This window comes from Phenylobacterium sp. (assembly GCF_022402485.1).
Lineage (GTDB): Bacteria > Pseudomonadota > Alphaproteobacteria > Caulobacterales > Caulobacteraceae > Phenylobacterium.
Map to the genome: position 1 here is coordinate 41,089 of NZ_JAKRSA010000033.1, position 24,054 is coordinate 65,142.

Annotated in this window: 26 protein-coding genes; 8 read left to right on the top strand and 18 right to left on the bottom strand. The window is 67.2% G+C overall.

Annotated elements, in window-relative coordinates:
- Positions 1–162: 162 nt before the first annotated feature.
- The 4 genes from MH112_RS14725 to MH112_RS14740 all read left to right on the top strand — a co-directional run bounded on the left by MH112_RS14725 (position 163) and on the right by MH112_RS14740 (position 3,969).
- The gene (locus MH112_RS14725) at positions 163–1,290 is read left to right on the top strand and encodes a Re/Si-specific NAD(P)(+) transhydrogenase subunit alpha (RefSeq protein WP_296569267.1); all 1,128 of its coding nucleotides are present in this window, start codon (positions 163–165) and stop codon (positions 1,288–1,290) included.
- A 25-nt stretch (positions 1,291–1,315) separates the two neighbouring features.
- On the top strand, positions 1,316–1,636 hold the full coding sequence (locus tag MH112_RS14730) for a proton-translocating transhydrogenase family protein (protein WP_296569270.1): 321 nt from the start codon (positions 1,316–1,318) through the stop codon (positions 1,634–1,636).
- A 23-nt stretch (positions 1,637–1,659) separates the two neighbouring features.
- Positions 1,660–3,075, top strand: coding sequence for an NAD(P)(+) transhydrogenase (Re/Si-specific) subunit beta (locus MH112_RS14735; RefSeq protein WP_296569271.1), 1,416 nt, complete (start codon positions 1,660–1,662; stop codon positions 3,073–3,075).
- Between the two features lie 183 nt (positions 3,076–3,258).
- A complete protein-coding gene (locus tag MH112_RS14740; RefSeq protein WP_296569276.1) occupies positions 3,259–3,969 on the top strand; it encodes a M23 family metallopeptidase in 711 nt (236 codons plus the stop codon).
- A gap of 2 nt (positions 3,970–3,971) precedes the next feature.
- On the opposite strand, the gene tilS is transcribed toward MH112_RS14740, so the two are convergent.
- From tilS to MH112_RS14820, 16 genes are all read right to left on the bottom strand, one after another.
- Positions 3,972–5,255 carry a tRNA lysidine(34) synthetase TilS gene (gene tilS, locus MH112_RS14745; protein ID WP_296569278.1) on the bottom strand — a complete coding sequence of 428 codons (1,284 nt, stop codon included), beginning with the start codon at positions 5,253–5,255 and terminating at the stop codon, positions 3,972–3,974.
- A complete protein-coding gene (ybgF, locus tag MH112_RS14750) occupies positions 5,246–6,118 on the bottom strand; it encodes a tol-pal system protein YbgF (protein ID WP_296569281.1) in 873 nt (290 codons plus the stop codon). Before ybgF ends, tilS begins: the two co-directional genes overlap by 10 nt.
- 156 nt (positions 6,119–6,274) lie before the next feature.
- Entirely contained in the window at positions 6,275–6,820 is a 546-nt protein-coding gene (gene pal, locus MH112_RS14755) for a peptidoglycan-associated lipoprotein Pal (protein ID WP_296569285.1), read from the bottom strand.
- A gap of 134 nt (positions 6,821–6,954) precedes the next feature.
- Positions 6,955–8,253, bottom strand: coding sequence for a Tol-Pal system beta propeller repeat protein TolB (tolB, locus tag MH112_RS14760; RefSeq protein WP_296569290.1), 1,299 nt, complete (start codon positions 8,251–8,253; stop codon positions 6,955–6,957).
- A 14-nt stretch (positions 8,254–8,267) separates the two neighbouring features.
- Entirely contained in the window at positions 8,268–9,131 is an 864-nt protein-coding gene (locus MH112_RS14765; protein ID WP_296569292.1) for an energy transducer TonB, read from the bottom strand.
- A gap of 9 nt (positions 9,132–9,140) precedes the next feature.
- On the bottom strand, positions 9,141–9,626 hold the full coding sequence (locus tag MH112_RS14770; RefSeq protein ID WP_296569295.1) for a biopolymer transporter ExbD: 486 nt from the start codon (positions 9,624–9,626) through the stop codon (positions 9,141–9,143).
- 4 nt (positions 9,627–9,630) lie between these two features.
- The gene (gene tolQ, locus MH112_RS14775) at positions 9,631–10,341 is read right to left on the bottom strand and encodes a protein TolQ (RefSeq protein ID WP_296569298.1); all 711 of its coding nucleotides are present in this window, start codon (positions 10,339–10,341) and stop codon (positions 9,631–9,633) included.
- A gap of 185 nt (positions 10,342–10,526) precedes the next feature.
- The gene (locus MH112_RS14780) at positions 10,527–11,009 is read right to left on the bottom strand and encodes a YbgC/FadM family acyl-CoA thioesterase (protein ID WP_296569301.1); all 483 of its coding nucleotides are present in this window, start codon (positions 11,007–11,009) and stop codon (positions 10,527–10,529) included.
- A 17-nt stretch (positions 11,010–11,026) separates the two neighbouring features.
- Positions 11,027–12,058, bottom strand: a complete 1,032-nt coding sequence (gene ruvB, locus MH112_RS14785; RefSeq protein WP_296569306.1) for a Holliday junction branch migration DNA helicase RuvB — start codon at positions 12,056–12,058, stop codon at positions 11,027–11,029.
- Entirely contained in the window at positions 12,055–12,672 is a 618-nt protein-coding gene (gene ruvA, locus MH112_RS14790) for a Holliday junction branch migration protein RuvA (RefSeq protein WP_296569388.1), read from the bottom strand. Before ruvA ends, ruvB begins: the two co-directional genes overlap by 4 nt.
- On the bottom strand, positions 12,672–13,190 hold the full coding sequence (gene ruvC / locus MH112_RS14795; RefSeq protein WP_296569309.1) for a crossover junction endodeoxyribonuclease RuvC: 519 nt from the start codon (positions 13,188–13,190) through the stop codon (positions 12,672–12,674). Before ruvC ends, ruvA begins: the two co-directional genes overlap by 1 nt.
- A gap of 83 nt (positions 13,191–13,273) precedes the next feature.
- Positions 13,274–13,762 (bottom strand): ribonuclease H, encoded by a 489-nt coding sequence (locus tag MH112_RS14800; protein ID WP_296569312.1) that lies wholly within the window; start codon positions 13,760–13,762, stop codon positions 13,274–13,276.
- A gap of 45 nt (positions 13,763–13,807) precedes the next feature.
- Positions 13,808–14,554: a YebC/PmpR family DNA-binding transcriptional regulator gene (locus MH112_RS14805; RefSeq protein WP_296569314.1), complete on the bottom strand. Its 747-nt coding sequence runs from the start codon at positions 14,552–14,554 to the stop codon at positions 13,808–13,810.
- Between the two features lie 101 nt (positions 14,555–14,655).
- Positions 14,656–15,447, bottom strand: a complete 792-nt coding sequence (locus MH112_RS14810) for an SDR family NAD(P)-dependent oxidoreductase (RefSeq protein ID WP_296569319.1) — start codon at positions 15,445–15,447, stop codon at positions 14,656–14,658.
- A gap of 26 nt (positions 15,448–15,473) precedes the next feature.
- Positions 15,474–16,310, bottom strand: coding sequence for an alpha/beta hydrolase (locus MH112_RS14815; protein WP_296569322.1), 837 nt, complete (start codon positions 16,308–16,310; stop codon positions 15,474–15,476).
- An 83-nt stretch (positions 16,311–16,393) separates the two neighbouring features.
- Complete coding sequence (locus tag MH112_RS14820) at positions 16,394–17,359, bottom strand: zinc-binding alcohol dehydrogenase family protein (protein ID WP_296569325.1); 966 nt, start codon at positions 17,357–17,359, stop codon at positions 16,394–16,396.
- 186 nt (positions 17,360–17,545) lie between these two features.
- On the opposite strand from MH112_RS14820, the gene MH112_RS14825 reads away from it, so the two are divergent.
- The 4 genes from MH112_RS14825 (at position 17,546) to MH112_RS14840 (ending at position 21,329) form a co-directional block, all read left to right on the top strand.
- Positions 17,546–18,721, top strand: a complete 1,176-nt coding sequence (locus tag MH112_RS14825; protein WP_296569328.1) for a hypothetical protein — start codon at positions 17,546–17,548, stop codon at positions 18,719–18,721.
- A gap of 38 nt (positions 18,722–18,759) precedes the next feature.
- A complete protein-coding gene (locus tag MH112_RS14830; RefSeq protein WP_296569330.1) occupies positions 18,760–19,353 on the top strand; it encodes a hypothetical protein in 594 nt (197 codons plus the stop codon).
- Positions 19,354–19,529: 176 nt separating this feature from the next.
- The gene (locus MH112_RS14835; protein WP_296569333.1) at positions 19,530–20,423 is read left to right on the top strand and encodes a patatin-like phospholipase family protein; all 894 of its coding nucleotides are present in this window, start codon (positions 19,530–19,532) and stop codon (positions 20,421–20,423) included.
- A 93-nt stretch (positions 20,424–20,516) separates the two neighbouring features.
- Positions 20,517–21,329, top strand: coding sequence for a thioesterase family protein (locus tag MH112_RS14840; RefSeq protein WP_296569336.1), 813 nt, complete (start codon positions 20,517–20,519; stop codon positions 21,327–21,329).
- A gap of 76 nt (positions 21,330–21,405) precedes the next feature.
- On the opposite strand, the gene MH112_RS14845 is transcribed toward MH112_RS14840, so the two are convergent.
- Positions 21,406–22,779 carry a nucleotide sugar dehydrogenase gene (locus MH112_RS14845; RefSeq protein ID WP_296569339.1) on the bottom strand — a complete coding sequence of 458 codons (1,374 nt, stop codon included), beginning with the start codon at positions 22,777–22,779 and terminating at the stop codon, positions 21,406–21,408.
- Positions 22,776–23,942, bottom strand: coding sequence for a DegT/DnrJ/EryC1/StrS aminotransferase family protein (locus MH112_RS14850; RefSeq protein WP_296569343.1), 1,167 nt, complete (start codon positions 23,940–23,942; stop codon positions 22,776–22,778). The genes MH112_RS14845 and MH112_RS14850 overlap by 4 nt, the downstream gene beginning before the upstream one ends.
- Positions 23,943–24,054: the final 112 nt, after the last annotated feature.

The window sequence follows — 24,054 nt, forward strand, 5'->3', positions numbered from 1 at the left end:
CGCCGCCGGCTCTCGTTGGGAGCCGGCGGCGTCGTCATGCTTGCAGGGCGCGTACAGGCTCAATTCAAACATCTGTTCGGCGATCCCTGATGGATTTCTGGACAAGGACCCACTGACATCCCTAAGGTCCGCCGGCTTTTACGCCCCGGGGGGACCTCGACCATGGCCGTTATCGCCGTCACCAAGGAACGCCGCGACGCGGAAACCCGCGTCGCCTTGACGCCCGACACAGCAAAGAAGCTCATCGCCTCCGGGTTCAGCGTGATTGTGGAGTCCGGTGCCGGCGCGTCCTCGTATTATCCGGACGCAGACTATGCGGCGGCTGGTGCTGAGCTTGGTGATCTGGCCGCTGTCCTGGGCAAGGCCGAGATTCTGTTCAAGGTGCGCGGCCCCACGGCCCCTGAGATCGCCGGGCTTAAGGCCGGGGCCATCGTGGTCGGCATGCTCAATCCCCACCAGGACAAGGCCACCCTCGAAGCCCTGGCGGCCCAAGGGATCAGCGCCTTTTCCATGGAGTTCGTCCCGCGGATCACCCGGGCCCAGGTGATGGACGTGCTGTCCTCCCAGGCCAACCTCGCCGGCTATCGCGCCGTGCTTGAGGCGACACATGCCTATGGCAAGGTTTTGCCGATGATGATGACCGCCGCCGGCACCGTGGCCGCCGCCAAGGTCTTCGTCATGGGGGCTGGTGTTGCGGGGCTGCAGGCCATTGCCACGGCCCGGCGTCTAGGGGCAGTCGTCACCGCCACCGATGTACGGCCCGCCGCCAAGGAGCAGGTGGAGAGCCTGGGCGCCAAGTTCGTCGCCGTCGAGGACGAGGAATTCAAGGCCGCCGAGACGGCTGCGGGCTACGCTAAGGAGATGAGCGCCGAATACCAGGCCAAGCAGGCAGCCCTGGTGTCCGAGCATATCCGCAAACAGGACATCGTCATCACCACCGCCCTGATCCCGGGCCGCCCGGCCCCGCGCCTGGTCAGCGCCGCCCAGGCCGCTTCGATGCGCCCGGGTTCGGTCATCGTCGACCTGGCCGTGGAGCAGGGGGGCAATGTGGAGGGTGTGGTGGCGGGCGAGGTGTCTGAGACCGGCGGGGTCAAGATCGTTGGCTACGCCAACCTGCCTGGCCGGATCGCTGCGGATGCCTCGGCCCTCTATGCGCGCAATCTCTTCGCCTTCGCCGGTCTGTTCCTGAACAAGGACGGCGCCTTCGCCCCCGACTTCGAGGACGAGATCCTCAAGGCCGCCCTGGTGACCCAGGGGGGCGCGGTGGTTCACCCCGCCCTGGCCCGCTGACCCTGATCAAGAGAGGATGACCCCCATGGAATCCGTCGATCCCACCGTCTTCCGTCTGGCGATCTTCGTGCTCGCCATCTTCGTGGGCTACTACGTGGTCTGGAGTGTGACGCCGGCCTTGCACACGCCCCTGATGGCGGTGACCAACGCCATTTCCTCGGTGATCATCGTCGGCGCCCTGCTGGCCGCCGCAGCCCAGGGGGTGGACGGTGATGGGCTCAGCGGCAGTGTCATGATCTCCAAGGGCGCAGGTGCCCTGGCGGCGGCCCTTGCGGCGGTGAACATCTTCGGCGGCTTCCTGGTCACCCAGCGCATGCTCGCCATGTACAAGAAGAAGCAGAAGTAGAGCCGGGCTTTAGGGGGCTAACCATGAACGCCAATCTCGCGGCCATTCTCTACCTCGTTTCCGGGGTGCTCTTCATCCTGGCCCTGCGCGGACTTTCCAGTCCCGAGACCAGCCGTGCCGGCAACCGCAACGGCATGATCGGCATGGCCATCGCCGTGGGCACGGTCATGGCCACCTTGCTGGGCCAAGGTGCCCTGGACGTCCTGACCCTGGCCTTGATCCTGGGGGGCGTGGCCATCGGTGGTGGCATCGGCGCGGTGATCGCCCGCAAGGTGCCGATGACCTCGATGCCCCAGCTGGTGGCCGCCTTCCACAGCCTGGTCGGTCTCGCCGCCTGTCTGGTGGCGGTGGCGGCGATCTATACCCCAGAAGCCTACGGCATTGGTGTGGCCGGGGCGATCTCGCTGATCTCCCTGATCGAGCTGTCGCTCGGCCTGGCCATCGGAGCGGTGACCTTCACCGGCTCGGTGATCGCCTTTGCCAAGCTGAACGGCAATATGAGCGGTGCGCCGATCCTGCTGCCGGCCCGGCATCTGCTCAACCTGGCCATTGCGGCCGGCATCGTGGCTCTGATGGTGATCCTCGTGGTCAGTGGCGGCGCAGCCGTCTGGGCCTTCTGGGGCATCTTCGCCCTGGCCCTGCTGATCGGCATCACCCTGATCATCCCCATTGGCGGTGCCGACATGCCCGTCGTGGTGTCGATGCTGAATTCCTATTCCGGCTGGGCGGCCGCAGCCCTGGGCTTCACCCTGGAAAACACCACCCTGATCATCACCGGGGCCCTGGTGGGCTCGTCCGGGGCGATCCTGTCCTACATCATGTGCAAGGGGATGAACCGGTCCTTCGTCTCGGTGATCCTCGGGGGCTTTGGTGCCGATGATTCCGCCGCTGCAGCCGGGGGCCACGTGGAAACCCGGCCGGTCAAGCAAGGCTCGGCTGAGGATGCGGCCTTCATCATGAAGAACGCCAGCAAGGTCATCATCGTACCCGGCTACGGCATGGCCGTTTCCCAGGCCCAGCATGCCCTGCGTGAAATGGGGGATGTGCTGAAGGCCGAAGGGGTCGAGGTGAAGTACGCCATTCACCCGGTGGCGGGCCGCATGCCCGGCCATATGAACGTGCTGCTGGCCGAGGCCCAGGTTTCCTATGACGAGGTCTTCGAGCTCGAGGACATCAATTCGGAGTTCTCTACCGCCGACGTGGCCTTTGTCATCGGGGCCAATGACGTGACCAATCCCGCGGCCAAGACCGATCCGACCTCGGCCATCTACGGCATGCCGATCCTGGACGTGGAAAAGGCGCGGACTGTGCTGTTCGTGAAACGGGGCATGAGCTCAGGCTATGCAGGCGTCGACAACGAACTGTTCTTCCGGGACAACACCATGATGCTGTTTGGTGACGCCAAGAAGATGGTCGAAGGTATTCTGAAGTCCCTCTAGGCGCTGTCACGCTGCCTCATGGTAAAGAGAGCTTAAACAGGCTGACCGCGCCTAATTGTCGCTGTTGCATTGGGTGTTGATGTCTCGAACATTCATTAACCCCTGCCGCCTATGACCTGCCGCGCAGGTCAGGGCCTTGTGGGGTCAGGACCGTACTGCCGATAGAACAGTCGGGACGTGCCTTTGTCTGAGACCGCCATCGCCCCGGAGGGCGGCCTGCAACGCCTGGGCGTCATGCTCTTTGGGGCCGTCCTGGCCCTCAGCGCTATCACCTTGGCCCATGCCGCCCTCCCACGCCCTGAGGCCAGGCCTGAGCCTGAGGCGACATTCACGCCGCCGCCGCCGGCGCGGGTGTTCGTCGCCTTTCAGTCCCCCCTGCCGAACCACATGATCAACTCGCCCTTTGGCCTGCGCCAGATGCCGTGGGAGACCCATGGCCGGTTGCACGCGGGAGTGGACATCGCCGCGCCGTTCGGCGAGCCGGTTCTGGCCGCCGCCGATGGGGTGGTTAGCCGTGCAGGCCTTTGGCCGGGCTATGGCCGTATGGTGGAAATCACCCACGCCGGGGGATTGGTCACCCGCTATGCCCATCTGGGCGCCGTGGTGCCTGGTCTTCGTCGGGGGCATCGCCTGAAGGCCGGAACGCCCCTGGGTGAGGTCGGCTCCACGGGGGTCTCCAGCGGTCCCCATCTGCACTTCGAAATCCGCGACCGTGATGACCGGCCGCTGAACCCGCTCTATTTCCTCGGCCGCCGGTTCGCCCAGGCTGATGACCTGCCCCTTGACGCCGCCGCCCAGGTCTCCCCCCGGGTGCGGATGGCGCAGGTCTCAAACATCCCGGAGTCCAAGCGCAGCCTTATGGCCGCCCGGGGTCTCATCGAAACCGGGGACTGACCTCAGGTACCGGCGTCAGGCTCCCGGGTCACTAGGCCTGCTGCGGCCTCAAATCGGGCCTGAACCAGGCTTCTGATCTCGCCCCGCTCCGGCTGCAGGCAGACCTGATCATTGGCGTTGATCACCACGGGCAGGGCCCGCCGGGCTGCTGGAACCAGGGCCTGCACCAGCCTTCGGTCCAGGCTCGACAGACGCCCCATACGCCCGGCGAGCGCTCCGATGCGTTCTCCGGACCCGGTCGTCGTCACCACAAACCGCCCGTCCCAAAGGGTTGGCGCGCTGGCGCAGAGCGCGATCTCGCCCAGGCCCCCCCGCGCCGCCTCGCCGGCCTCCCGCAGGATCGTAATGGCCTGTGAGTCGGCTTCGATCCTCGCTCCGGCCAGGGTGGCGGTGAATGGGTCTGGTCCGGCGACCTGGTCGGCCAGACGGTCGAGGGCATCCCGACGCGGCGGGGAGGTTCCGCCCCCGGCGCAGAGGCAGGCGATGGACAGCAATCTGGCCAGGGGCGCGCGGTGGGCCGTCTGCAATGGTCCCCGATCCCAGCTGAGGAGTCCGGCCCAATGATGACGGGCCAGCTGGCCAAGGGGTGCCAGGTCCTGTTCAGCCGACGGAGGCGGCGACGCCGGCCTTGGGGGGGCTTCCGCCAGCTTGGCCCGTGCCCTGGCGCGGGCGAAGGTCAGGTTCTCATTGGCGGGGTCTTCGATCCAGCTCAGGGGCTGCTGCTCCAGCATGGCGCGCAAGGCAGCCCGGCGGGTGGTCAACAGGGGGCGCAGGAGGAACAGGTCACGTCCCTCGGGCCAGGCGGGGCTGGGGGACCAGATCCGGGGCTCTGAGGTCGTTGCCCCGTCCTGACGCATCTGCTGGGCCTCCAGCCCGTCGTCGGCGGTATGGCCCATCAACAGCACCCGGGCGCCATGGCGCCGGGCCGCCTGGGCCAACAGTCGATGCCTTGCGTCCCGGGCCGCCGCTGGAAGCCCCTGATCGGGCTTGTCGCCGGTCCAGGTCAGACCTTCGAAGGGCAGGCCAAGCCGCTCTGCAACGGCCTGGCAGTGGCGCGCCCAGGCCTTCGCCATGGACTGTAGCCCATGATCCACATGCAGCACGATCAGGCGACGCCCATGGGACTGGCTCCAGGCCTGGGCGATCAGCAAAAGGGCCAGGCTGTCGCCGCCGCCGGAGAAGGCCACGGCCAGGGGCGCAGGGGAGGCCTTGCTGAGGCGGGCCTCGAAGTGCGCCGCTGCGGCCGCATGGACGGCCGAGGGTGCAGACTCCGGGGTCAGCCGCACCGGGCCTGGGTGCGCGCCGCTGCGGCCCGTGACTGGATGGAGGGCGCCGCCGAGGGGTAGCGCCGCGACAGCTCCGCCAGGGTCTGGCAGGCCTCGCTGGCGCGGTTCAGGGCGATCAGGGACCTGGAGAGCTCCAGAACCCCATCGGGTGCCCAGGCCGTGGTCGGCCAGCCGCGAATGGCGGCGATGAAGGCGGTGGCGGCCTCGGTGTCGGCACCGCGCACCACCAGGGTCTTGCCGAGCCAGTAATGGGCCTCGGCCGTCTGGGCGGTGTTGGTGTGGGTGGCGACGAACGCCTCAAAGGCCGCCTCGGCCCCATCATAGTCGCCACTGAGCATCAGGCCCCGGGCCCGGTCGAAATCCGCCTGGGGCGAGCCACCGGAGCGCGGGTTGAGAGGCTGCGCTCCAAAACTCGACGGTGCGCTGGCCTGAGAGGCCGGCGGGACGCCCGTGAACACCTCCAGGGCGGCGATCTTCTGGTTCATGGCGGCCAGCTGGCCTTCCAGGGCGACGGTCTTGTCCCGGCTCTGGCGGAGCTCGAAATTGGTGGTTTCGATCTGGCCGTTCAGCCGGGTGATGACACTTTCCAGATCCGCAAGCCTGCGGCTCAGCTCCTCGATGCGGTAGTCGGTCTCTGCTGGCTGCACCACCACCGGGCGGCCGGTGTCACGGCCCTGGAACACGATGGCCCGGAGTTCGCGCACCACCTTCTCCATCCGCTCAACTCGACGGGCGTCACGGACATCGAGGGGGTCTTCCATCGAAGTCTGGGCCAGGGCCAGGGTCGGGGCCGTCGCCGGGGCCAACAGGCTCAAGGATAGGGCGAGGGCGGCGGGCAGGGCGAAGCGTCGGCGAGCGGTCATGGTCAGATCATCTATGTTGCCGAAGAGCCGAAATTGCGGCGCAGGCCACACCATGGGCCGGCGCAGCCCCGGTGCCAATGGCCGGGGCCTTGGTCGCACAGCAAAGAGGGGACCCCAAGGGATCCCCTCTCGCCGTCAGATGCGTCGTCTCAGGTACTAGTTGGCACCCGAGGTGATCGCGGTATGGGCGTTCCGGTTACGCTGATAGGCGTCTTCCGAGGTGCCCGGATCGATCGGACGTTCCTTGCCGTAGGACACCGTGGTGATCCGGCTGGACGACACGCCGCGGGAGACCAGGAAGTCGCGCACGGCGTTGGCCCGGCGGGCACCCAGGGCGAGGTTGTACTCGCGGGTGCCGCGTTCGTCGGCATTGCCTTCCAGGCGAACCATGACCGACGGATAGCGGTTCAGCCAGGCGGCCTGGGCGGCCAGAACCGGGGCGGCGTCAGCGCGGACCGAATAGGAGTCAAAGTCGAAATAGACCCGGTCCCCGACATTAATGGTGAAGTCCTGCCGGGTGCCCGGTAGCGGACCCTGGTTCACGGCCGGCGCTGGCGCGGGTTCAGTATAGGGGGCCGGGCCCGGGCCAGGGGTCGGCGTCGGGGTAGGCTTCGGCCGGGAAGCGCAGGCGGAGACAGAAGCCGCGGCTAGAGCGATCACCGCAAATTGAACGGTGCGCTTGGCGAGGGAAGCAGTGGTCATCTTCAGGTCATTCCTTGTTTAGCGGTTCTCACAGGCGGCGCACCGAGCGCCAGAGACAAAGGGATTATGCTCAAGCTTTATGACGCCATTGGACTAAGCCAACAATACATTCACGGCGCTCCTGTGTTCACTTATCAGTTGAGCAAGGGAGACCATGCCGGGTCCGATCCTGACTGCGGATAAGGTGCCGGTCGGACGATCCGGCCAGTGACGTCAACCGACCACAAACGCGCCGCGCCGCCGGGCGTTTCCCGGGTGAACATGAGAACTCGGCCATTGGGTGCCCAGGTGGGCCCTTCATCCAGATAGCTGGTGGTCAGAAGGCGCTCGCCTGAGCCGTCCGGACGCATGACGCCGATGTGGAACTGCCCGCCGGCTTGCTTGGTAAAGGCGATGAATTCTCCACTGGGGCTCCAGACCGGGGTCATGTAGCGCCCAGTGCCGAAGGAGATCCGCCGGGCCCCGGAGCCGTCAGCGTTCATGACATAGATCTGCGGACTGCCCCCCCGGTCAGAGTTGAAGGTGATCTGGCCACCATCGGGGGAGAAGGACGGTGAGGTGTCGATGGAGGGGTCGGAGGTCAGGCGGCTGGAAGCCCGGCTGCGCAGGTCCATCACATGGACATCGGTGTTGCCGCCGCGCTCAACCGAGAACGCCACCTTGCTGCCGTCGTGGGAGAAGCGCGGGGCGAACACCATGCCGTTGAAGGATCCCAGGCTCTCCCGGCGACCGGTTTCCAGGTTGAACAGGTAGATCGACGACCCCTCAGGCCGCAGGGCCATATAGGTGATCTCCTGGCTGGTGGAGGAGAAGCGCGGCGTCATGACGATGTAGGAGCCGTCGGTCAGGTAGCTGGGATTGGCCCCGTCCTGGTCCATGATGGCCAGCCGCTTGATCCGGTTGATCCGCCCCCCGCTCTCGGCGACGAACACCACCCGGGTGTCGAAATAGCCCTTCTCCCCGGTTAGGCGCTCATAGACGGCGTCAGAGATTTTGTGCGCCACCCGGCGCCAGTTTTCTGAGGTCGAGGTGAACTGCATCCCCAGGAGCTGCTGTTCGGCAAACACGTCCCACAGGCGGAAGTTCACGGTCAGGCGGCCGGTGCCGTCGACGGTGACCTCCCCGTTCACCAGGCCCTGGGCGTTGATCGTCTTCCAGTCGGCGAATCTCGGCTGAAATCGGATGTCCAGGTCGCGTTCGATGAAGGCCGCCTCATCGATGGGCCGGAACAGGCCCGAGCGTTCCAGATTGCTGGTGATCACCTGGGCGATCTCTGCGCCCCGATCGCCGCGAAAGCTGGGCACGGCCACGGGGAGGGGCTGAATGTCCCCCCGGTTGACGTCCACCTCGATCTGGGCGCGGGCCGGGCTGGTGAAGGCGCCGGCCGACAGCAAGGCCGCTGTCAGGGCGACGAACAGGGTCCGCAGTCGCATGGGCTAGTTGCTCCTCAATTGTCGGCGCACGCCTGGGCGGCGTTGAAGGTCACGGCGATCTGGTCGCCATAGAATTCCCGGGGGAGGGTGGTGAAGGGGGCGGCGCTGAAGACGGCACGGATGGCCCGTTCGGCGGCGGCCCGGGTTACCGGATCGGTGGAGTTTTCCTGGCCGCCGGCCCGGACATCACCCACCACCCGGCCATCGCTGCCCAGGCGGAAGGTGACGCGGACCCGGACATTGCGCGCGGCCTCGACTTCGCAGTTGGGGTTCCAGCGGCGCTGGAGTTCCTCTGAGAGCCCGGACATGGCCGCCCCCGTGAGGCCGCTGCCGGTTGTGGGCCGGGCCTGGGTGGCGGTCTCGGGCCGGGCGGCACCCCGAGTGGCCGATGAGCTCTGAGACCCCTTCAGGCTCGAGGCCAGGGCGTCCAGATCAAGGGCGTTGTCCTTCTTGGGCGGTGCCTGCGGGGCTGGCTTCGGCGCGGGGGCCTTTGGGGCAGGTTTCGGGGCCGGCGCGGGCTTGGGAGGTGGCGTCGGCGCAGGCTTCGGAGCCGGGGCCTTGGGCGCAGGCTTGGGAGCGGGTTGCGGCACAGGCTGAGGCACCGGCTGGGGCACCGGCTGGGGCTCGGGCTCGGCTACCTGCGCCTCAATTGGCGCGTCTGGTTCGGGGGTTTCGGTCTGGGCGGCCAGATCTTCTGGCCCCTGCACGGCGGGGCGCGGGTTCTGGGGGATCGAGCTGACGATATTGATCGGCACGACGGCCCCGACCCTGAGTTCCCGGTCCCACGGCCATGGCACCAGGGCAGCAGCCAGCACCCCCCCATGCAGCAGGGCCGAAAACAGGAGGGCTGGGCTCAGGTCCGACCGTTCGCCGCGCATGGGCTGTCCTCAGCGCGCTGCTTGATCCGCGCCCGAAGATGGGCCGCCGGTCTCGGTGAGCAGATTGATGGAGGTAAAGCCTGAGCTGGCCAGGGCGGCCATCACCTGGGCGACCACGGCATAGTTGGTCCGCCCGTCGGCGCGCACATAGATCGGGCGCTCCGTCGCCCCATCGGCCATGGCCACCAGCCGTGGCGACAGGCTGGAGAACGCGGTCTCCTCTTCGCCGATGTAGATCGTCCCATCGGCACGCACCGATACGGTGAGCGGCTCAGACTGGTCAGGAATGGCGCTGGCCTCGGTCTTCGGCAGCTCTAGCGGCACACCCACGGTCAGCAGGGGGGCAGAGATCATGAACACGATCAGCAGCACTAGCATCACGTCCACCAGGGGCGTGACATTGATTTCCGAGAGCGCGCCCCGGCGACTTGAACGCCGGCGTCGGCGTCCGCCGCCGCCCCCGGCTGAATAGGCATCGTGTGAGGACAGGGCCATCGGCTCAGACCCGATCGCTCAGGCGCCGCTGGATGGCGGTGGCGAGATCGTCGGCGAACCCTTCCAGCCGCCCGCTGTAGCGGGCCGCGTCAGACGAGAACTTGTTGTAGGCCACATAGGCCGGAATAGCTGCGGCCAGGCCAATGGCGGTGGCGAACAGGGCCTCAGCGATAGCCGGTGCCACCACGGTCAGGTTGGTGTTCTGTTGGATGGCGATGGCCTGGAAGGCGTCCATGATTCCCCAGACCGTGCCGAACAGGCCGACAAAGGGCGAGGCGGTGGCGACGATGGCCAGCAGGGGTAGGCCTTCCTCCACCCGGGCGCTTTCCCGGGCGATGATTGCGTCCAGCATCCGGTCGATCCGCTGGATCAGGAACCCAGCCTGGCTGTCGCTGGCCAGGCCCTTGGTGCGGGCCTCGCGCCATTCCCGAAGGGCCGACTGCAGCATCCGGGGCAGGGCCTGGCGGGGGCGCTCACCGGCCTCCTGGGCGATATCTTCCAGAGACCGACCTGAGGACACCTGGTCCTCGAACTGGTCCGCGTGGCGATTGAGGGCGGCGAACCGCAGCAGCTTGTCAACAATGACGGCCCAGGAGAACAGGGAGGCCAGCACCAGGCCGATCATCACCGACTTGATGACCCAGTCGGCGCGCATGAACAGCGCGACCATGGAGAAACTCTCGGCGGTCAAGGTGCCGTAGGCGGCGGGGTCCATGCGATGTGGGCTCCGTTTTCGACAGGGCGAGGTCGCCCCTGGCTGAAGTGAAACGCTGCAGTGGCAAACTTAAGGCGCCCGATCGTGACGATCACGCGCCTACCCCCTGCAGTGGAACAACAATAGGGTTACTCAAAGCCTGTCATCGGCCCGATCTTGCCGCCAACCTTCCGGCGGCTACGGATTCAGGATGCGTCGGTGGCCGCAAAATAGGGCGCCAGCAGGGTCGTCATGCCCGGTGGCGGCTTCTTTGGGCGCCCATCCAGGCCGATGCAGGCCGCCAGGACTGCGGCCTGGGCGATCAGGGTTTGCCCCCGGACAATCCTCTGGCCGATGAACAGCCTGGGCCCCTTCACCGCGTCATAGGTGGTGCGGACCTGCAGGGCATCGTCGATGCGGGCCGGCGCCTTGAAGTCGAGCTCCATGCGCACGACGGTGAAAGCGCTGGGGCTTTCCTGGTCCAACAGGTCAGAGTGGCGCAGTCCGGCCAGCCGCAGGAAGTCGGACCGCCCCCGTTCGAAATAGCGCAGATAGTTGCCGTGATAGACCACCCCGGTGAAGTCGGTGTCCTCATAATAGATGCGCACCGGCAGCACGTGCTCTCGGCCTTCGATCCAGCCGGCCGAGGGTTCGCCCGTGGGGGAAGGCTCGCCTGTGACAGGGGTCATGGGGGCTCCGGGGTCGGCTATTCGTCGAACAGGGGGGCCTGGGTCGTTCCAGGCGGTTGGGGCGGCGGGGTGAGACCCAGGTGCGCATAGGCCTTGGCGCAGGCCACCCGACCCCGAGGGGTGCGCTGAATAAAGCCCTGCTGCATCAGATAGGGCTCGATGACATCCTCCACGGCATCCCGCGCCTCGGCGATGGCATAGGCGATGGTCTCGACCCCGGCAGGGCCGCCGCCGTAGTTGTCGATCAGGGCGCGCAGATAGCGCCGGTCCAGGGAGTCCAGGCCGACCTCGTCCACCTCCAGCCGTGCCAGACCCCGGCTGGCTGCGCCCTTGTCGATGGCCGCTGCGCCCTCGGCCGCCGCGAAGTCCCGGACCCGGCGCAGCAGCCGACCGGCCACCCGGGGCGTGCCCCGGGCGCGGGCGGCGATTTCGGCGGCACCATCCCGGGTCAGGCTGACCCCCATCTTGCCCGCCGCATGGCTCAGCACCTTGATCAGTTCGTCGGTGGTGTAGAATTCCAGCCTTACCGGGATGCCGAACCGGTCGCGTAAGGGGGTGGCCAGCAGCCCGGCCCGGGTGGTCGCCGCCACCAGGGTGAAGGGGGCGAGATCGATGCGGATCGAGCGAGCCGACGGACCTTCGCCGATGATCAGGTCCAGGACGTGATCCTCCATGGCGGGGTAGAGGATCTCCTCCACATTGGCCGCCAACCGGTGGATTTCGTCGATGAAGAGAACGTCGCCCGCCTCAAGATTGGTCAGGATGGCGGCCAGGTCCCCGGCCTTGGCCAGGACGGGGCCGGAGGTGGCGCGGAAATTGACCCCCATCTCCCGGGCGATGATCTGGGCCAGGGTCGTCTTGCCAAGGCCCGGTGGGCCAAACAAAAGCACATGATCCAGGGTGTCGCCCCGGTCCCGGGCGGCCTGGATGAAGACCCGCAGATTGGCCTTGGACTGCTCCTGGCCGACGAACTCCAGCAGAGTCTGGGGGCGATAGGCCCGGTCGCTGCCCTCCATTGGCGCGGCCTCGCCACTGACCAGCCGGCTCATCGGCCCAGCTCCTGCAGGGCGGCCTTGATCAGGGCCGGCGTCAGAGCGGCCTCACCCAGCCGCTGGGCTGCAGCCTCCACCAGGCGCCTGGCCTGCGGCTCAGCGACCCCCAGGCCGATCAGGGCGGCCACGGCCTCGCCTGTGGCCGAGGGGGCGGGCACGGGCTCGCGCGCGTCTGCGCCGGGGGCAAACGCGCTGACCGGCAGGTCGGTAAGGGGTTTGTCCTTGAGCTCGGTGGCGATCCGCAGGGCGAGCTTGGGCCCCACCCCCTGAGCCCGGGCGATGGCGGCCTTGTCCTGGCGGCTGGCGGCGGCGGCCAGCTCAGCTGGGGGCAGCACGTCCAGGACCGACAGGGCGGCCTTCGGTCCCACTCCCTGGATCTCCTTGAGGATCAGGAAGGTGCGACGCTCGTCCCGGGTGAGAAAGCCATAGAGGCGCATGCCCGCCTGCTCGCTCCACTGGGTCTCGATGTGCAGCAAGGCCTCTTCCCCAAGCGGGGGCAGACGCGACAGGGTGCGCGCGCCGCAGCGGACCACATAGCCCACCCCCATCACATCGATCAGGGCGTCCTCCTCGCCGATCTCGGCGACCGTGCCGCGCAGCCGACCGATCATCACGCCATGTTCCTCGAGAGCGCCCGCGTCGCCAGGCTTCTGGCGGTGCGGGCGTGCGCGTGGGCGATGGCCACCGCCAGGGCGTCGGCGGCGTCGGCGGTCACCCCGCCCGCGGCTGGCAGCAGCCGGGCAATCATGAAGGCCACCTGGTCCTTGTCGGCACCGCCTGTGCCGACCACGGCCTTCTTGACCACGGTGGCGGCGTATTCAGACACCGGCAGGCCGGCGCGGGCCGGCACCACCAGAGCCATGGCGCGGGCATGGCCGAGCTTGAGCGCGCTGGCGGCATTGTTGTTCATGAAGGTCTCCTCCACCGCAGCCTCGTCAGGCTGGTGTTCGGCCACCAGGGCGCTGATGGCCTCAAACAGCACCAGCAGGCGCTCAGAGAAGGGCAGGGTTTCCTTCGGTGCGATGACGCCGTGGGCCACATGGGCCAGGCGCGCGCCCTCAATGGTGATCACCCCCCAGCCGGTGCGGCGGAGGCCGGGGTCCAGTCCAAGGATTCGCACAGCGGCCATGGGCGACTCTATAGGCGTGTTCGGGGATTGTTCCTACCAGCCGATTAGCCCGCCGCAGGGTTAAGGGGGTGTTTAGACCGTCCCTAAAGGCCGCGGATCTTGGCGAGGTTCGGTCGGGGAATGGCGCTCTTGAACGTCCCCTTGGTCTTGGCCTTGTCCCGGGCAAGCTCCGCCCAGGCGGCGGCGAACCCTGCGGGGGTCCGAGAGTCAGCCGGCTGAGTGCGGACCAGGCTGAGTGCCCGCCCGGTCAGGGCCTTGGCGATCACCTCCCAGGACTTGGCCTCTGGGTCCAGATCCCCGGATGCATTGACCCAGCCTGCGGTTCGCCGGGCGGACATGGTGCGGACCCCCTCGATCAGTCTGGCATCAGAAAGGTGCAGGGCCACCGCCGCGCCCTCCGGCAGGTCGGCCAGGGCCGCCTGCAGGGCCGCCACGCCAAAGGCCTCGGCCTCGATCTCACGGGCCCCGCCGGCGGCGCCCGTGAGGCCCTCACCGTGCTCACACAGCCAGGACCAGCCCCCGGTCCGATAGGGGGCCTGATGGTTGATCTCGATCCAGAGGCGCAGGGTCATGAGCCCGGGGGGCGTCCAGTCCCGTCAACGGGCCTGGAATGGGCCTTAACCCGCATAGGTCTCCAGGTCTGAGTCGGAGACGTCATAATTGCCATAGACGTTCTGGACATCGTCATCGTCTTCCAGGGCGTCGATCAGCTTCATCAAGGTGGCGACCGGCTCACCCTCCACCGGAGTCAGGGTCTTGGGCCTCCAGGCGATGGCGGTGGACTTGGGCGCGCCCAGGGCGGCTTCCAGGGTCTGGGCCACCTCTGAGAGGTCTTCGAAGGCGGTGTAGATGGTGTGGGTGTCCTCGTCGGACTCCACATCCTCGGCACCGGCCTCGATGGCGGCTTCCATGACCTTGTCTTCCGACCCGACGCTGGCCGGATAGACGATCTGGCCCACCCGGTCGAACATGAACGAGACCGAGCCAGTTTCCCCCAGATTGCCGCCGTTCTTGGAGAAGATCGCCCGCACATTGGCCGCGGCCCGGTTGCGGTTGTCGGTCAGGGCTTCGATGATCAGACCCACCCCGCCGGGGCCGAAGCCCTCATAGCGGATTTCCTCATAGGCCTCGGCGTCGGCACCAGAGGCCTTCTTGATCGCCCGGTCGATATTGTCCTTGGGCATAGACTCCGCCTTGGCATTCGCCACAGCCAGGCGCAGGCGGGAGTTCATGGCCGGATCGGGCATCCCCGACTTGGCCGCCACCGTGATCTCGCGGCTGAGCTTGGAGAACAGCTTGGAGCGCACCGAATCGGCGCGGCCCTTGCGGTGCATGATGTTCTTGAACTTTGAGTGTCCGGCCATGGGTGCTGTTCGGCTCTTGGGCTGGTCTATGAAACAGGCGAGCGCCGCTTCTAGCGCTCGCCGGGGCGCAAGGCAAAACCTCGCGCCCCTTGATCAGCGTCTCAACGGGCGCTGGTGCGCTTGCCCACCGGGTGGGACGACGACAAGCCGCCGTCCACGGCGATGGCCTGGCCGTTTACATAGGAGGCCTCATCGCTGGCCAGGAACAGGGCCATGTGCGCGATCTCATCGGGGACGCCGGCGCGCTTGAGGGGATTGAGCTGGCCGATCCTGTCCTCGGTGCCCCGGGCGCGGGCGAAGTCGAACACCCCTTGCGTCATGCCGGTCTCGATGAGGCCGGGGCAGACGGCGTTGACCCGAACGCCCGTGCCATAGAGCTCATTGGCTGCGGTGGTGGCCAGGTTGATGACGCCGGCCTTGGAGGCCGAATAGGAGGCCGGACCAGCGCCGGACCGGATGCCGGCCACCGAAGCCGTGCAGATGATCGAGCCCTTGCCCTTGGGGACCATGATCTTGCTGGCGTGCTTGATGGCCAGGAAAGGACCGATCAGGTTGATCCGCAGCACCTCGGTCCAGATCTCCGGGGTCAGTTCGAAGAACGGCGTCGGCCCACCGGTGATCCCGGCATTGGCGTAGACCACGTCCAAGCCGCCATAGGCGTCCACAGCCCGCTGAATATAGGCCTGCACAAAGGCCTCGTCGCCCGCGTCGCCGGTCATGGCGATGGCCTGACCTCCGTGGGCCTGGATGGAGGCAGCGGTCTCCTCGACGGTGTCGGCGCGGTCGACACAGACAACCCGGGCACCCTCCCGGGCAAAGAGGGTGGCGCTGGCCCGGCCGATGCCGCTGGCCGCGCCGGTGACCACGGCCGAAAAGCCTTCGAGGCGTCCCATGAAACTCTCCCTAGTCGTAACTGAGGTCAGCGCGCTCGCTCTGCGGCGGCGACAATGGCGTCGATGATGGTGTCATAGAGCGGTTCAGGCAGGTCGTGACCCATGCCCGGAATAATCCGCAGGTCCGCCCTAGGGATCGCCTTGGCCGTGGCCTCGCCGCCGGCCATCGGGATCAGCGGATCGGCTTCCCCATGCAGGACCACCGTAGGCACGTTGAGCCTGGTCAGCTTTTCGGTCCGGTCGCCGCTGGCCCCGATGGCCCCGCGCTGACGCTGAACGCCTTTGGGATTGAAGGCCCGGCGCATTTCCGAAAGAACCCGGTTGCGCAGCGCGTCCTCTGTCCACGGATAGCCCGGACTGCCGATGGTCCGGGCATTCTTCATCCCGTAGGCAACAAAGGCTTCCTCGTCGAGTTTAGGGTCGGGGGCCACCTGGGTCAGCACAGCGGCGGCTTCGGGGGTCGCGTCCATGGTGCCCGGCGCGCCGGTAGCCGACATGATCGAGGTCAGGGAGCGCACCCGCTGGGGATGTTCTATGGCCACGGTCTGGGCGATCATGCCGCCCATGGAGACCCCGGCCACATGGGCGGTCTCGATGTTCAGATGGTCCAGCAGGCCAGCGGCGTCGGCAGCCATGTCTGACAGGGTGTAACGGTCGCCAGACTGGAACCAGGTCGACAGGCCCACATCGCGGTTATCGAACCGGATCGCCCTATAGCCCCGGGCCACCAGCTTCTCACAGAAGAGGATGGGCCAGCGGGTCATCTGCGACCCCAGGCCATTGATCAGCAGGACGGCCGGGGCGTCATCCGGTCCGAAGGTCTCGTACTCAATCTCGATACCGTTGACGGCGGCGCGGGGCATCAAGGCCTCCCTGTCATTGCAGGATGTCTGTGCAGATGGAGGACGGCGCAGGCCTGCGCCCGCGCCGTCCGATCATGAGACGATCAAGGGACCAGGATCACCCGGCCCACGGCCTTGCGGCTTTCGATATAGGCGTGGGCGCCGGCGGCGTCGGACAGGGGGAATTCCTTGTCGATGACCACTTCCAGCTCACCCTTGGCAGCGTCTTCGATCAACTGCTGGATGTTGTCATGCACCCGGTCCGTGCCGATTTCGGCCCCCAGGAACACGCCGGAGAGTGAGCGATTGCCCCCCATCATCGAGCCCACATCCACCACCATCGGCTCCCGGCCGGCGGCGCCGACCATGGATACCCGGCCGCGATAGGCCAGGGCGTTGATGGAGCCCTGCAGGGTCGAGCCGCCGACAGAGTCGACCACCACATCGACGCCCTTGTTGTCGGTCAGGCGGCGAACCTCCTTCACCACGTCGTCGCGGGTGTAGTTGATGCCGTGGTCGAGACCCAGACGCTTGAGCTTCTCCAGGCGCTCATCGGAGGAGGCTGTGGCCAGGATGAGCCCTGCGCCGGCCCGCTTGGCCAACTGGATCGCGGCCACCCCGACGCCTGAGGCGCCGGCCTGGACCAGGACGGTCTCGCCCTTCTTCATGCGACCGAACTCGAACAGGCAGTCGTGGGCGGTGCCGAAGGTCACCGGAATCGCAGCGGCCTTGCGCACATCAAAGCCCGCCGGAATCGGCCAGCAGTTGCGGGCCGGCACCGAGCGCAGCTCGGCATGGCTGCCCCAATTGTTCACCGTGGCGACCTTCTGGCCGACCTTCACATTGGTAACCTGCTCGCCGATCTCGATGATCTCGCCGGCGGCCTGATACCCCACCACATGCGGGTTGGTCATCAGGGGGCCACGCCAGCGATTCAGGGTGTCGCCGCCCTCGATGGCGATGGCCTCGACGCGCAGAATAACGCCCTTGGGGTGGCAAACCGGGTCGGGGATTTCCTCGTATTTGAGGACCTCGGGCCCACCATTCTCGTAATAAACTGCAGCCTTCATGGGGCTCTCCCAAATGACTTAAAACAAACGTTTGACGCCAAGCCTTCCCATGGCGCGGCGCGGTCTGCAAGGCGCCCAACGCAGGGTGGCGATTTCCGCCTAGTCCGTTTGGATCATGCGATGTCCAGCCCAAGGCGGCAGGAATGAGGTCAACACGACCGCGTTCCCCGTCCAAGGCCATCCCCCATGCGCCTCACCGCCTTCCGCCCGCCCTGGGGCACAGCAGCCCTGGCCGCTGCCCTGCTGCTGGCCCTGCCAGGGGCAGCATCCAGTCAGGCTGACCCCTTCGGGGCGCTCTATAGCCCGCAGCCAGGGACGGCCCCGGCCAAGGACGCCTCCTCCGGCCGGACCGGCTCAACCTCGGTCAGCGGGGCTGTGGGGCGCACCTATGCGGGTGCCGACGCCAGCGGACGGGTCAGCCTCGCCCAGCTGGACATGATGCCCGACCACGCGCCGCCGTTCTCAGTGGCGCTTCAGGGCCATGCGACCCGCTACCTCGCCAACCGGCCGAAGATCATCATTTCTGGCTACACCCTGGCCTTCGTCCAAGGCGCTACCGCCAGCGCCTTTGGCGGCGGTACGGGTCTGGACACCAGCCAGCGTCGGACTCAGATCGCCACCCGCCTGGTAGGCCTCACCGATACCATGGCTCAGGACATGGCCGACGCCGCCTATGGCGACCTGGTCGCCCAGCTGAGAGCCGCCGGGTTCGAGGTGCTTGATCCAGCGGGCTTCCAGGCCTCCGAGCAGATGAGTGGGGTGGCCCGCTACAGCGCTCCGGTGGGCGGCCAGGGCATCATCGACAGTCGCGCCACCAAGGCCTGGGTCGCCTACGGGCCCCGCGCTTTGCCGCTCATCAAGGGCCATGCGTTTGAGACCGGCATGGGTGCCGTGGCCGCCTCTGGCGCCCTGATGCGGTTTGGGCGCGCCAGCCGCGACCTGGACGCCGTCATTATCTCCCCGCGCCTGCTGCTCGACTATGTCGACATGGAGAGTACCGGGCAGCGGACCTATAGCGGCTCGGCCTCGGTGGACGCCGAGCTACGGTTCGGGATCAATCCCATCTCCAAGGTGGACTTTGTCTGGGGCAATAATGGCGGCGGGGCCATGCCCGGCTGGTTCACCACCAAGGGCGTCTTCACCCCGCAGCCCTTTGGCATCCTGGCCCAGACGGCGGATCGTTCGGACTCCATCGCCACCCACAATGCCCTGGTGAGCATCGGCTTCGGGTCGGTCTACCGACAGAGCCTGGTCTATGACGCCGAGGTCTCCCCCAAGCGCTACGCCGCCCTGAGCCGCGCGGCCTACCAGGGCTTCAACGCCGCCCTGGTGGCCGAGATCCGCAAGGCCCGGGGCCAATGATCCTCCCCAACTTCGTCCAACCCTTGGAGTTTTGAACCATGAAGCGCTTGTTCTGCGCCACGGCCGCCCTGGCGCTGATTGCCGGCACCGCGGTCGCCCAGACCCCAGCCCCCCAAACCCCTGGCCCCCAGACCTCTGGCCCTGAGGCCGCCCCGTCGACGCAGACCACTGCCCAGGCCCCTGGGGCTACCCCAGCCGAAAGTCCCGCTCCTGTCGCCCCTGTTGCGGCGCCTTTGATCGATTCCAATGTCTATCAGGTGCTGCGTCCCGGCGACCGGGCCATGAGCTGTGAGCAGATCGGGGCGGAGGCCAACACACTGAACGCCCAGCTGATGGCCGAGCAGGCGGAAGCCGCCAAGCAGGCTCAGCGCGCCAAGCAGGGCCGGGGCATGGCCGGCGGCCTGGCCAGCGGCGTCCTGGGCGGCGCGGCCCGCTATGGGCTGGCCCGCGGCATGGTGGGCGGGGCCTTCAGCCCCTTCGCCGCCCAGGCGCTCAGTGCGGTGGCAGACTCCACCTCCCAAGCTGTGGGTCAGGCCGTGGCCGCCGGGGGCGAGGTCGCCGCGCCGACCGTGTCGCCTCAACAACAGCGGATGAACCACCTGCTTGGTCTCTACCGCGAAAAGGCCTGTTAGGAGCGTCCCTACCCCTGTGGCGACGTCGGCCGGGCTTGGGGGAGTTCCGGCCTCATCCTGACGGAGAGAGCGCAGTCTCAAGACTGCGCTCTCATTCGTTTTGGGCCCCCTTTATGGACATGCCGACCCCGGCGCCTGATCCTGTTCTCAAAGACAGGAACGGGCGGGAGAACGATATGAGCAGGGCTCTGGTACTGGGCGGCGGTGGGCCGGTGGGTATTGCGTGGGAATCTGGCCTCATCGCTGGCCTCGCCGAGGCCGGCGTCGACCTGGGAGCGGCGGACTTTATCCTTGGTACGTCGGCAGGTGCTTTTGTCGGTGCCCGGCTGGCCATGGGCGATCCCGCCGCCGACCTCGCTACCCCGATCCTGGCTGAGGCTGATCGGCCCCGAGCAGCACCGGCCAAGGCCGGCGAGCCTAAGCCCGCTGGCCCTGACCTGACCCCTCTGATGCGGATGATGGCTGAGGCGCGTTCCGGCTCCAGGCCGCCCCAGGCGGTCCGCGCCGATATCGGGGCCTTTGCCCTGGCCGCCGATACGGTGGATGAGGCGACCTTCATCGCCTCCTTTGGCCGGACCTTCGCCAGCCTGGGGGAGAACGCCTGGCCTGAGCGGGGTTTTGCTTGCACCGCCGTCGACGCCCTGACCGGCGACTTTCAGCTTTGGACAAAGGAGTCTGGCGTCGGGGTGGGCCGTGCGGTGGCCTCCTCCTGTTCGGTGCCGGGGGTCTATCCTCCGGTCACCCTGAACGGGCGGCGCTATATCGACGGGGGCATGCGCTCCTCTCTGAATGCCGACATGGCCAAGGGGCATGACCTGGTCGTCCTGGTGCAGGTGCGGGGCGGAGCCTCGGCAGGCCCCGCCGCCGACGCCATGGCCGCGCAGCTCGAGGGGGAGATCGCCGTGCTCAAGGCCGGCGGTGCCGAGGTGGTGCTGATCAGTCCCGACGCCGGCAGCGCCTCGGCCATGGGGGTGAATCTGATGAACTTCGCCCGCCGGCCGGAGGCCGCCCGGGCCGGAGTTGAACAGGGTCGCGCCGAGGCCGCGCGGATCGCCGCAGCCTGGGCCTGACGATCTAGCCTTCCCTTACGGCGCCCTTTCTAGAAGCCACCACATTGATGGCGGCCGCCCCGTCGCGCCTGCATTTTCTTTGAGGGATATTCCATGGACGCCGCCGTGCCCGTTCGCCTGCACGATTTCGATGAAGCCCTGTCGCTGACCCCCGCCGGCCCCCGCCTGTGGGACTCCAGGATCGACAAGCGCTACTGGAACATGATCGGCCCCTGGGGGGGCTGGACCGCCGCCCTGCTGCTGAAGGCGGTTCTGGCCGAGGGCGACCATGGTGGAACCCCGGTGGCCATGACGGTCAATCTGATGGGGGGCCTGGACGAAAGTCCGCTGCAGATCGTCACCCGACCGGCCCGCCAGGGCAAGTCGGTGGAATTCTGGACCTCCGAACTCGTCCAGAACAATACGCCGGTGGCCATGGCGATGGTGACGCTGGGCCAGCGGCGGGAGACTTACTCCACCCATGAGGCCAGCTTTCCTGAAGGTGTGAAGCCCCCTGAGGCGATCGAGAGCATCCCCGCCCGTCCGGGCTTCTTCACCGCCATGTTCGAACAGCGCCCAGTCCAGGGCTCGGCCCCGCTGCAGGAGAATCCCGACAGCCTGACCCGCAACTGGATGCGTGACCATCAGGCCAGGCCTCTGGACTATGTGCTGCTGGCGGGGCTGGCCGATGTCTTCGCCCCGCGGATCTTCTATCGCAGCGCCGAGCGGCGACCGGCCTCGACGGTGAGCATGAGCGTATATTTCCACGCCACGCCGGCGGAGCTGGAGGCCGTCGGGGGCGACTTCATCCTCGGCGACGCCAAGGCCCGGCGGTTCGAGAGCGGCTTCTTCGACCAGCATGGGGCGCTGTGGTCCCGGGATGGGGTCCTGCTGGCCACCACCGAACAGCTCTGCTGGTTCAAATAAGGCGACTTCCCTCGGTGTGGGGATCAGCCCTCCTCCTCATGCTCGGCCTGGTGCCGAGCATGAGGTTGGTTGGGGGCTAGGCCTTGCGGACCTGATCGGCGAAGTCGGGGGCCAGTCGGCCCACCGCGTTACGGGTGTCGACCACCAGGGGGACCAGCCTCGTCAAGGTCGCATAGTCCACCAGGTCATGGTCGGTGCAGATCACCGCGCAGTCATAGGTCGCCAGGACCGCCTCATCCCAGCCTATGGAGACCATGCCGGCCACCTCGGGGTGTTCCCCATTGTCAGGGGCCACAGGGATGTGCGGATCATAGTAATCCACCTGCGCTCCACGTTCCCGCAGCAGGCGGATCACATGCAGGGACGGGCTTTCGCGCATGTCGTCGACGTTCTTCTTGTAGGCCAGTCCCGCTACGAGGATGCGGGCGCCGTTCACCGCCTTGCCCTGGCGGCTGGACAGGGACTCGGCCACCGCCTCCACAACCCGCCGGGGCAGGGCGGCGACCACGTCCCCGGCCAGCTCGATGAAGCGGGTGGCCTCCCCGTGCGCCCGGGCCTTCCAGGTCAGGTAGAAGGGATCGATGGCAATACAGTGCCCCCCCAGCCCTGGCCCCGGATAGAAGGGCATATAGCCAAAGGGCTTGGTCTTGGCCGCATCGATCACCTCCCAGATGTCGATGTCCATGCTTTCGAAGACCACCTTCAGCTCATTGACCAGGGCAATATTGACCAGTCGGAAGATGTTTTCGGTGAGCTTCACCGCCTCGGCGGTTTTCAGGTCGCTGACCGGCACCACCTTGGTCAGGGGGGCATAGACGGCGATGGCCATCCGCCGTTCGGCGTCGGTGTCAGCGCCCACCACCTTGGGGATGGTGGTCGCCCCGAAGTCGATATTGCCGGGGTCCTCCCGCTCGGGGCTGTAGGCGATGGCAAAGTCGATTCCGGACTTCAGGCCGGTGGCGGCCTCCAGGATCGGGCGGATCAGTTCCTCGCTGGTCCCGGGATAGGTGGTGGATTCCAGCACCACCAGCTGTCCCCGCCGCAGATGCCGCGCGATCATCGCCGCACAGTCGGCCACGAAAGACAGGTCCGGCTCCCGGTGCACATTGAGCGGCGTCGGCACGCACATCAGCAGGGCGTCGGCCCTGGCCAGACAGGCCTCATCGGCGGTGGCTTCCAGGCGGCCGGTGGCACCCATGGCCGCCACCCGGGCGTCGGAGATGTGCTTGATATAGCTGCGTCCGTCCTGCAGGGCGGTGATCTTGGTCTCATCAGGATCAAAGGCCAGGACCTTGAACCCCTTGCCAATAAAGCCCTCCGCCAGGGGCAGGCCCACATAGCCCATGCCGATCACGCCAATGGTCAGGTCCCGGGAATGCGCCCGCGCCTCAAAGGCCTCCGCCATCTCATCCGGCGTCGGATGATCTCCGCCCTGGCGCGTCCCGCTCATGTGTTTCGACCGGCAAAGGCCCGGATGGCGGAGATGATCTGATCCTGCACGTCGGCCTCCAGATAGGGGTGCATGGGCAGGCTGATGACGCGCTCGGCCGCAGCCAGGGTCACCGGCATGCCCCCCGGTCCCACGGGATAGCCAGAATAGACCCCCTGCTTGTGAATGGGGATCGGATAGTAGACGGCCGTGGGAATTTCTGCCGCCTTCAGGTGGGCGGCCAGGCCGTCGCGGTTCTCGGTCTCGATGGTGTACTGGGCCCAGACCGAAACCCCGCCGGCGATCACCTTGGGGGTCTGCACCACGTCGGAAAGGCCCTCGGCATAGCGGGCGGCCACTCGGTTCCGGGCCTCGATTTCGTCGGCGAAGATCGACAGCTTCTGCAGCAGCACCGCAGCCTGGACGGTGTCCATCCGGGCGTTCATGCCGATCCGCATGTTCAGATACTTCGGATCATGGTCGAAGGTGCGGCCTTCCAAATCCGACTTCACCGCCTGGCCGTGCACCCGCAGGGACACCAGCACGTCGTGCAGTCGGGCGTCCTTGCAGAGCACCGCACCCCCGTCCCCGTAGCAGCCCAACGGCTTGGCGGGGAAAAAGCTGGTGGTGGCCACATCGGCCCAGTGCAGGGGGTGATGGCCGTCCAGGGTGCAGCCAAAGCCCTGGGCGGAGTCGGCGATCAGCTTCAGGCCGTGCTTCTGGCAGACAGCGCTGATCGCTGGGTAGTCAGCAGGCTGGCCAAACAGGTCGACGGCGATCACCGCCTTAGGCGTCAGCTTGCCTTCAGCCTTCACCGCCTCGATGGCCGCCTCCAGGTGGGCGGGGTCCAGGTTGTAGGTTTCAGGCAGGATATCGACGAACACCGGCGAGGCCCCCACCAGGGGCATGACCTCGGCGGTGGCGGCAAAGGTGAAGGAGGGGCAGAAGACCGCGTCCCCCGGCCCGATCCCCCAGGCCATCAGCGGCAGGACCAGGGCCTCGGTGCCGGACCCGCAGGAGAGCACGTGTGGCGCCTGGCCAAATGCCCCCAGCGCGGCTTCGAACGCTGCCACCTGCGGTCCCATGACATAGGCACCTGAGCGCACCACCTCGAGGATGGCGGCTTCAAGGGGCTCGCCAAGGCGCAGGCGCTGGGCCTGCAGGTCAATGAAGGGAATCGGCATGGCGGCTACTCGCGGGTCTTCTTGAGCGCGTCCCGACAAGTGGGCGCCGGTTGTCGGTCGAAACGCGCTCAAATCTCAGAGGTGAGAGCAGGGTGCGATCCGACGGTTCCGC

Bases quoted from the DNA above. Each gene is read 5' to 3' on its own strand.
- MH112_RS14725 (WP_296569267.1), top strand. From the start codon at position 163: ATGGCCGTTATCGCCGTCACCAAGGAACGCCGCGACGCGGAAACCCGC.
- MH112_RS14730 (WP_296569270.1), top strand. From the start codon at position 1,316: ATGGAATCCGTCGATCCCACCGTCTTCCGTCTGGCGATCTTCGTGCTC.
- MH112_RS14735 (WP_296569271.1), top strand. From the start codon at position 1,660: ATGAACGCCAATCTCGCGGCCATTCTCTACCTCGTTTCCGGGGTGCTC.
- ybgF (WP_296569281.1), bottom strand. From the start codon at position 6,118: ATGACCGCTCGCCGACGCTTCGCCCTGCCCGCCGCCCTCGCCCTATCC.
- pal (WP_296569285.1), bottom strand. From the start codon at position 6,820: ATGACCACTGCTTCCCTCGCCAAGCGCACCGTTCAATTTGCGGTGATC.
- tolB (WP_296569290.1), bottom strand. From the start codon at position 8,253: ATGCGACTGCGGACCCTGTTCGTCGCCCTGACAGCGGCCTTGCTGTCG.
- MH112_RS14765 (WP_296569292.1), bottom strand. From the start codon at position 9,131: ATGCGCGGCGAACGGTCGGACCTGAGCCCAGCCCTCCTGTTTTCGGCC.
- MH112_RS14770 (WP_296569295.1), bottom strand. From the start codon at position 9,626: ATGGCCCTGTCCTCACACGATGCCTATTCAGCCGGGGGCGGCGGCGGA.
- tolQ (WP_296569298.1), bottom strand. From the start codon at position 10,341: ATGGACCCCGCCGCCTACGGCACCTTGACCGCCGAGAGTTTCTCCATG.
- MH112_RS14780 (WP_296569301.1), bottom strand. From the start codon at position 11,009: ATGACCCCTGTCACAGGCGAGCCTTCCCCCACGGGCGAACCCTCGGCC.
- ruvB (WP_296569306.1), bottom strand. From the start codon at position 12,058: ATGAGCCGGCTGGTCAGTGGCGAGGCCGCGCCAATGGAGGGCAGCGAC.
- ruvA (WP_296569388.1), bottom strand. From the start codon at position 12,672: ATGATCGGTCGGCTGCGCGGCACGGTCGCCGAGATCGGCGAGGAGGAC.
- ruvC (WP_296569309.1), bottom strand. From the start codon at position 13,190: ATGGCCGCTGTGCGAATCCTTGGACTGGACCCCGGCCTCCGCCGCACC.
- MH112_RS14800 (WP_296569312.1), bottom strand. From the start codon at position 13,762: ATGACCCTGCGCCTCTGGATCGAGATCAACCATCAGGCCCCCTATCGG.
- MH112_RS14805 (WP_296569314.1), bottom strand. From the start codon at position 14,554: ATGGCCGGACACTCAAAGTTCAAGAACATCATGCACCGCAAGGGCCGC.
- MH112_RS14810 (WP_296569319.1), bottom strand. From the start codon at position 15,447: ATGGGACGCCTCGAAGGCTTTTCGGCCGTGGTCACCGGCGCGGCCAGC.
- MH112_RS14815 (WP_296569322.1), bottom strand. From the start codon at position 16,310: ATGCCCCGCGCCGCCGTCAACGGTATCGAGATTGAGTACGAGACCTTC.
- MH112_RS14820 (WP_296569325.1), bottom strand. From the start codon at position 17,359: ATGAAGGCTGCAGTTTATTACGAGAATGGTGGGCCCGAGGTCCTCAAA.
- MH112_RS14825 (WP_296569328.1), top strand. From the start codon at position 17,546: ATGCGCCTCACCGCCTTCCGCCCGCCCTGGGGCACAGCAGCCCTGGCC.
- MH112_RS14830 (WP_296569330.1), top strand. From the start codon at position 18,760: ATGAAGCGCTTGTTCTGCGCCACGGCCGCCCTGGCGCTGATTGCCGGC.
- MH112_RS14835 (WP_296569333.1), top strand. From the start codon at position 19,530: ATGAGCAGGGCTCTGGTACTGGGCGGCGGTGGGCCGGTGGGTATTGCG.
- MH112_RS14840 (WP_296569336.1), top strand. From the start codon at position 20,517: ATGGACGCCGCCGTGCCCGTTCGCCTGCACGATTTCGATGAAGCCCTG.
- MH112_RS14845 (WP_296569339.1), bottom strand. From the start codon at position 22,779: ATGAGCGGGACGCGCCAGGGCGGAGATCATCCGACGCCGGATGAGATG.
- MH112_RS14850 (WP_296569343.1), bottom strand. From the start codon at position 23,942: ATGCCGATTCCCTTCATTGACCTGCAGGCCCAGCGCCTGCGCCTTGGC.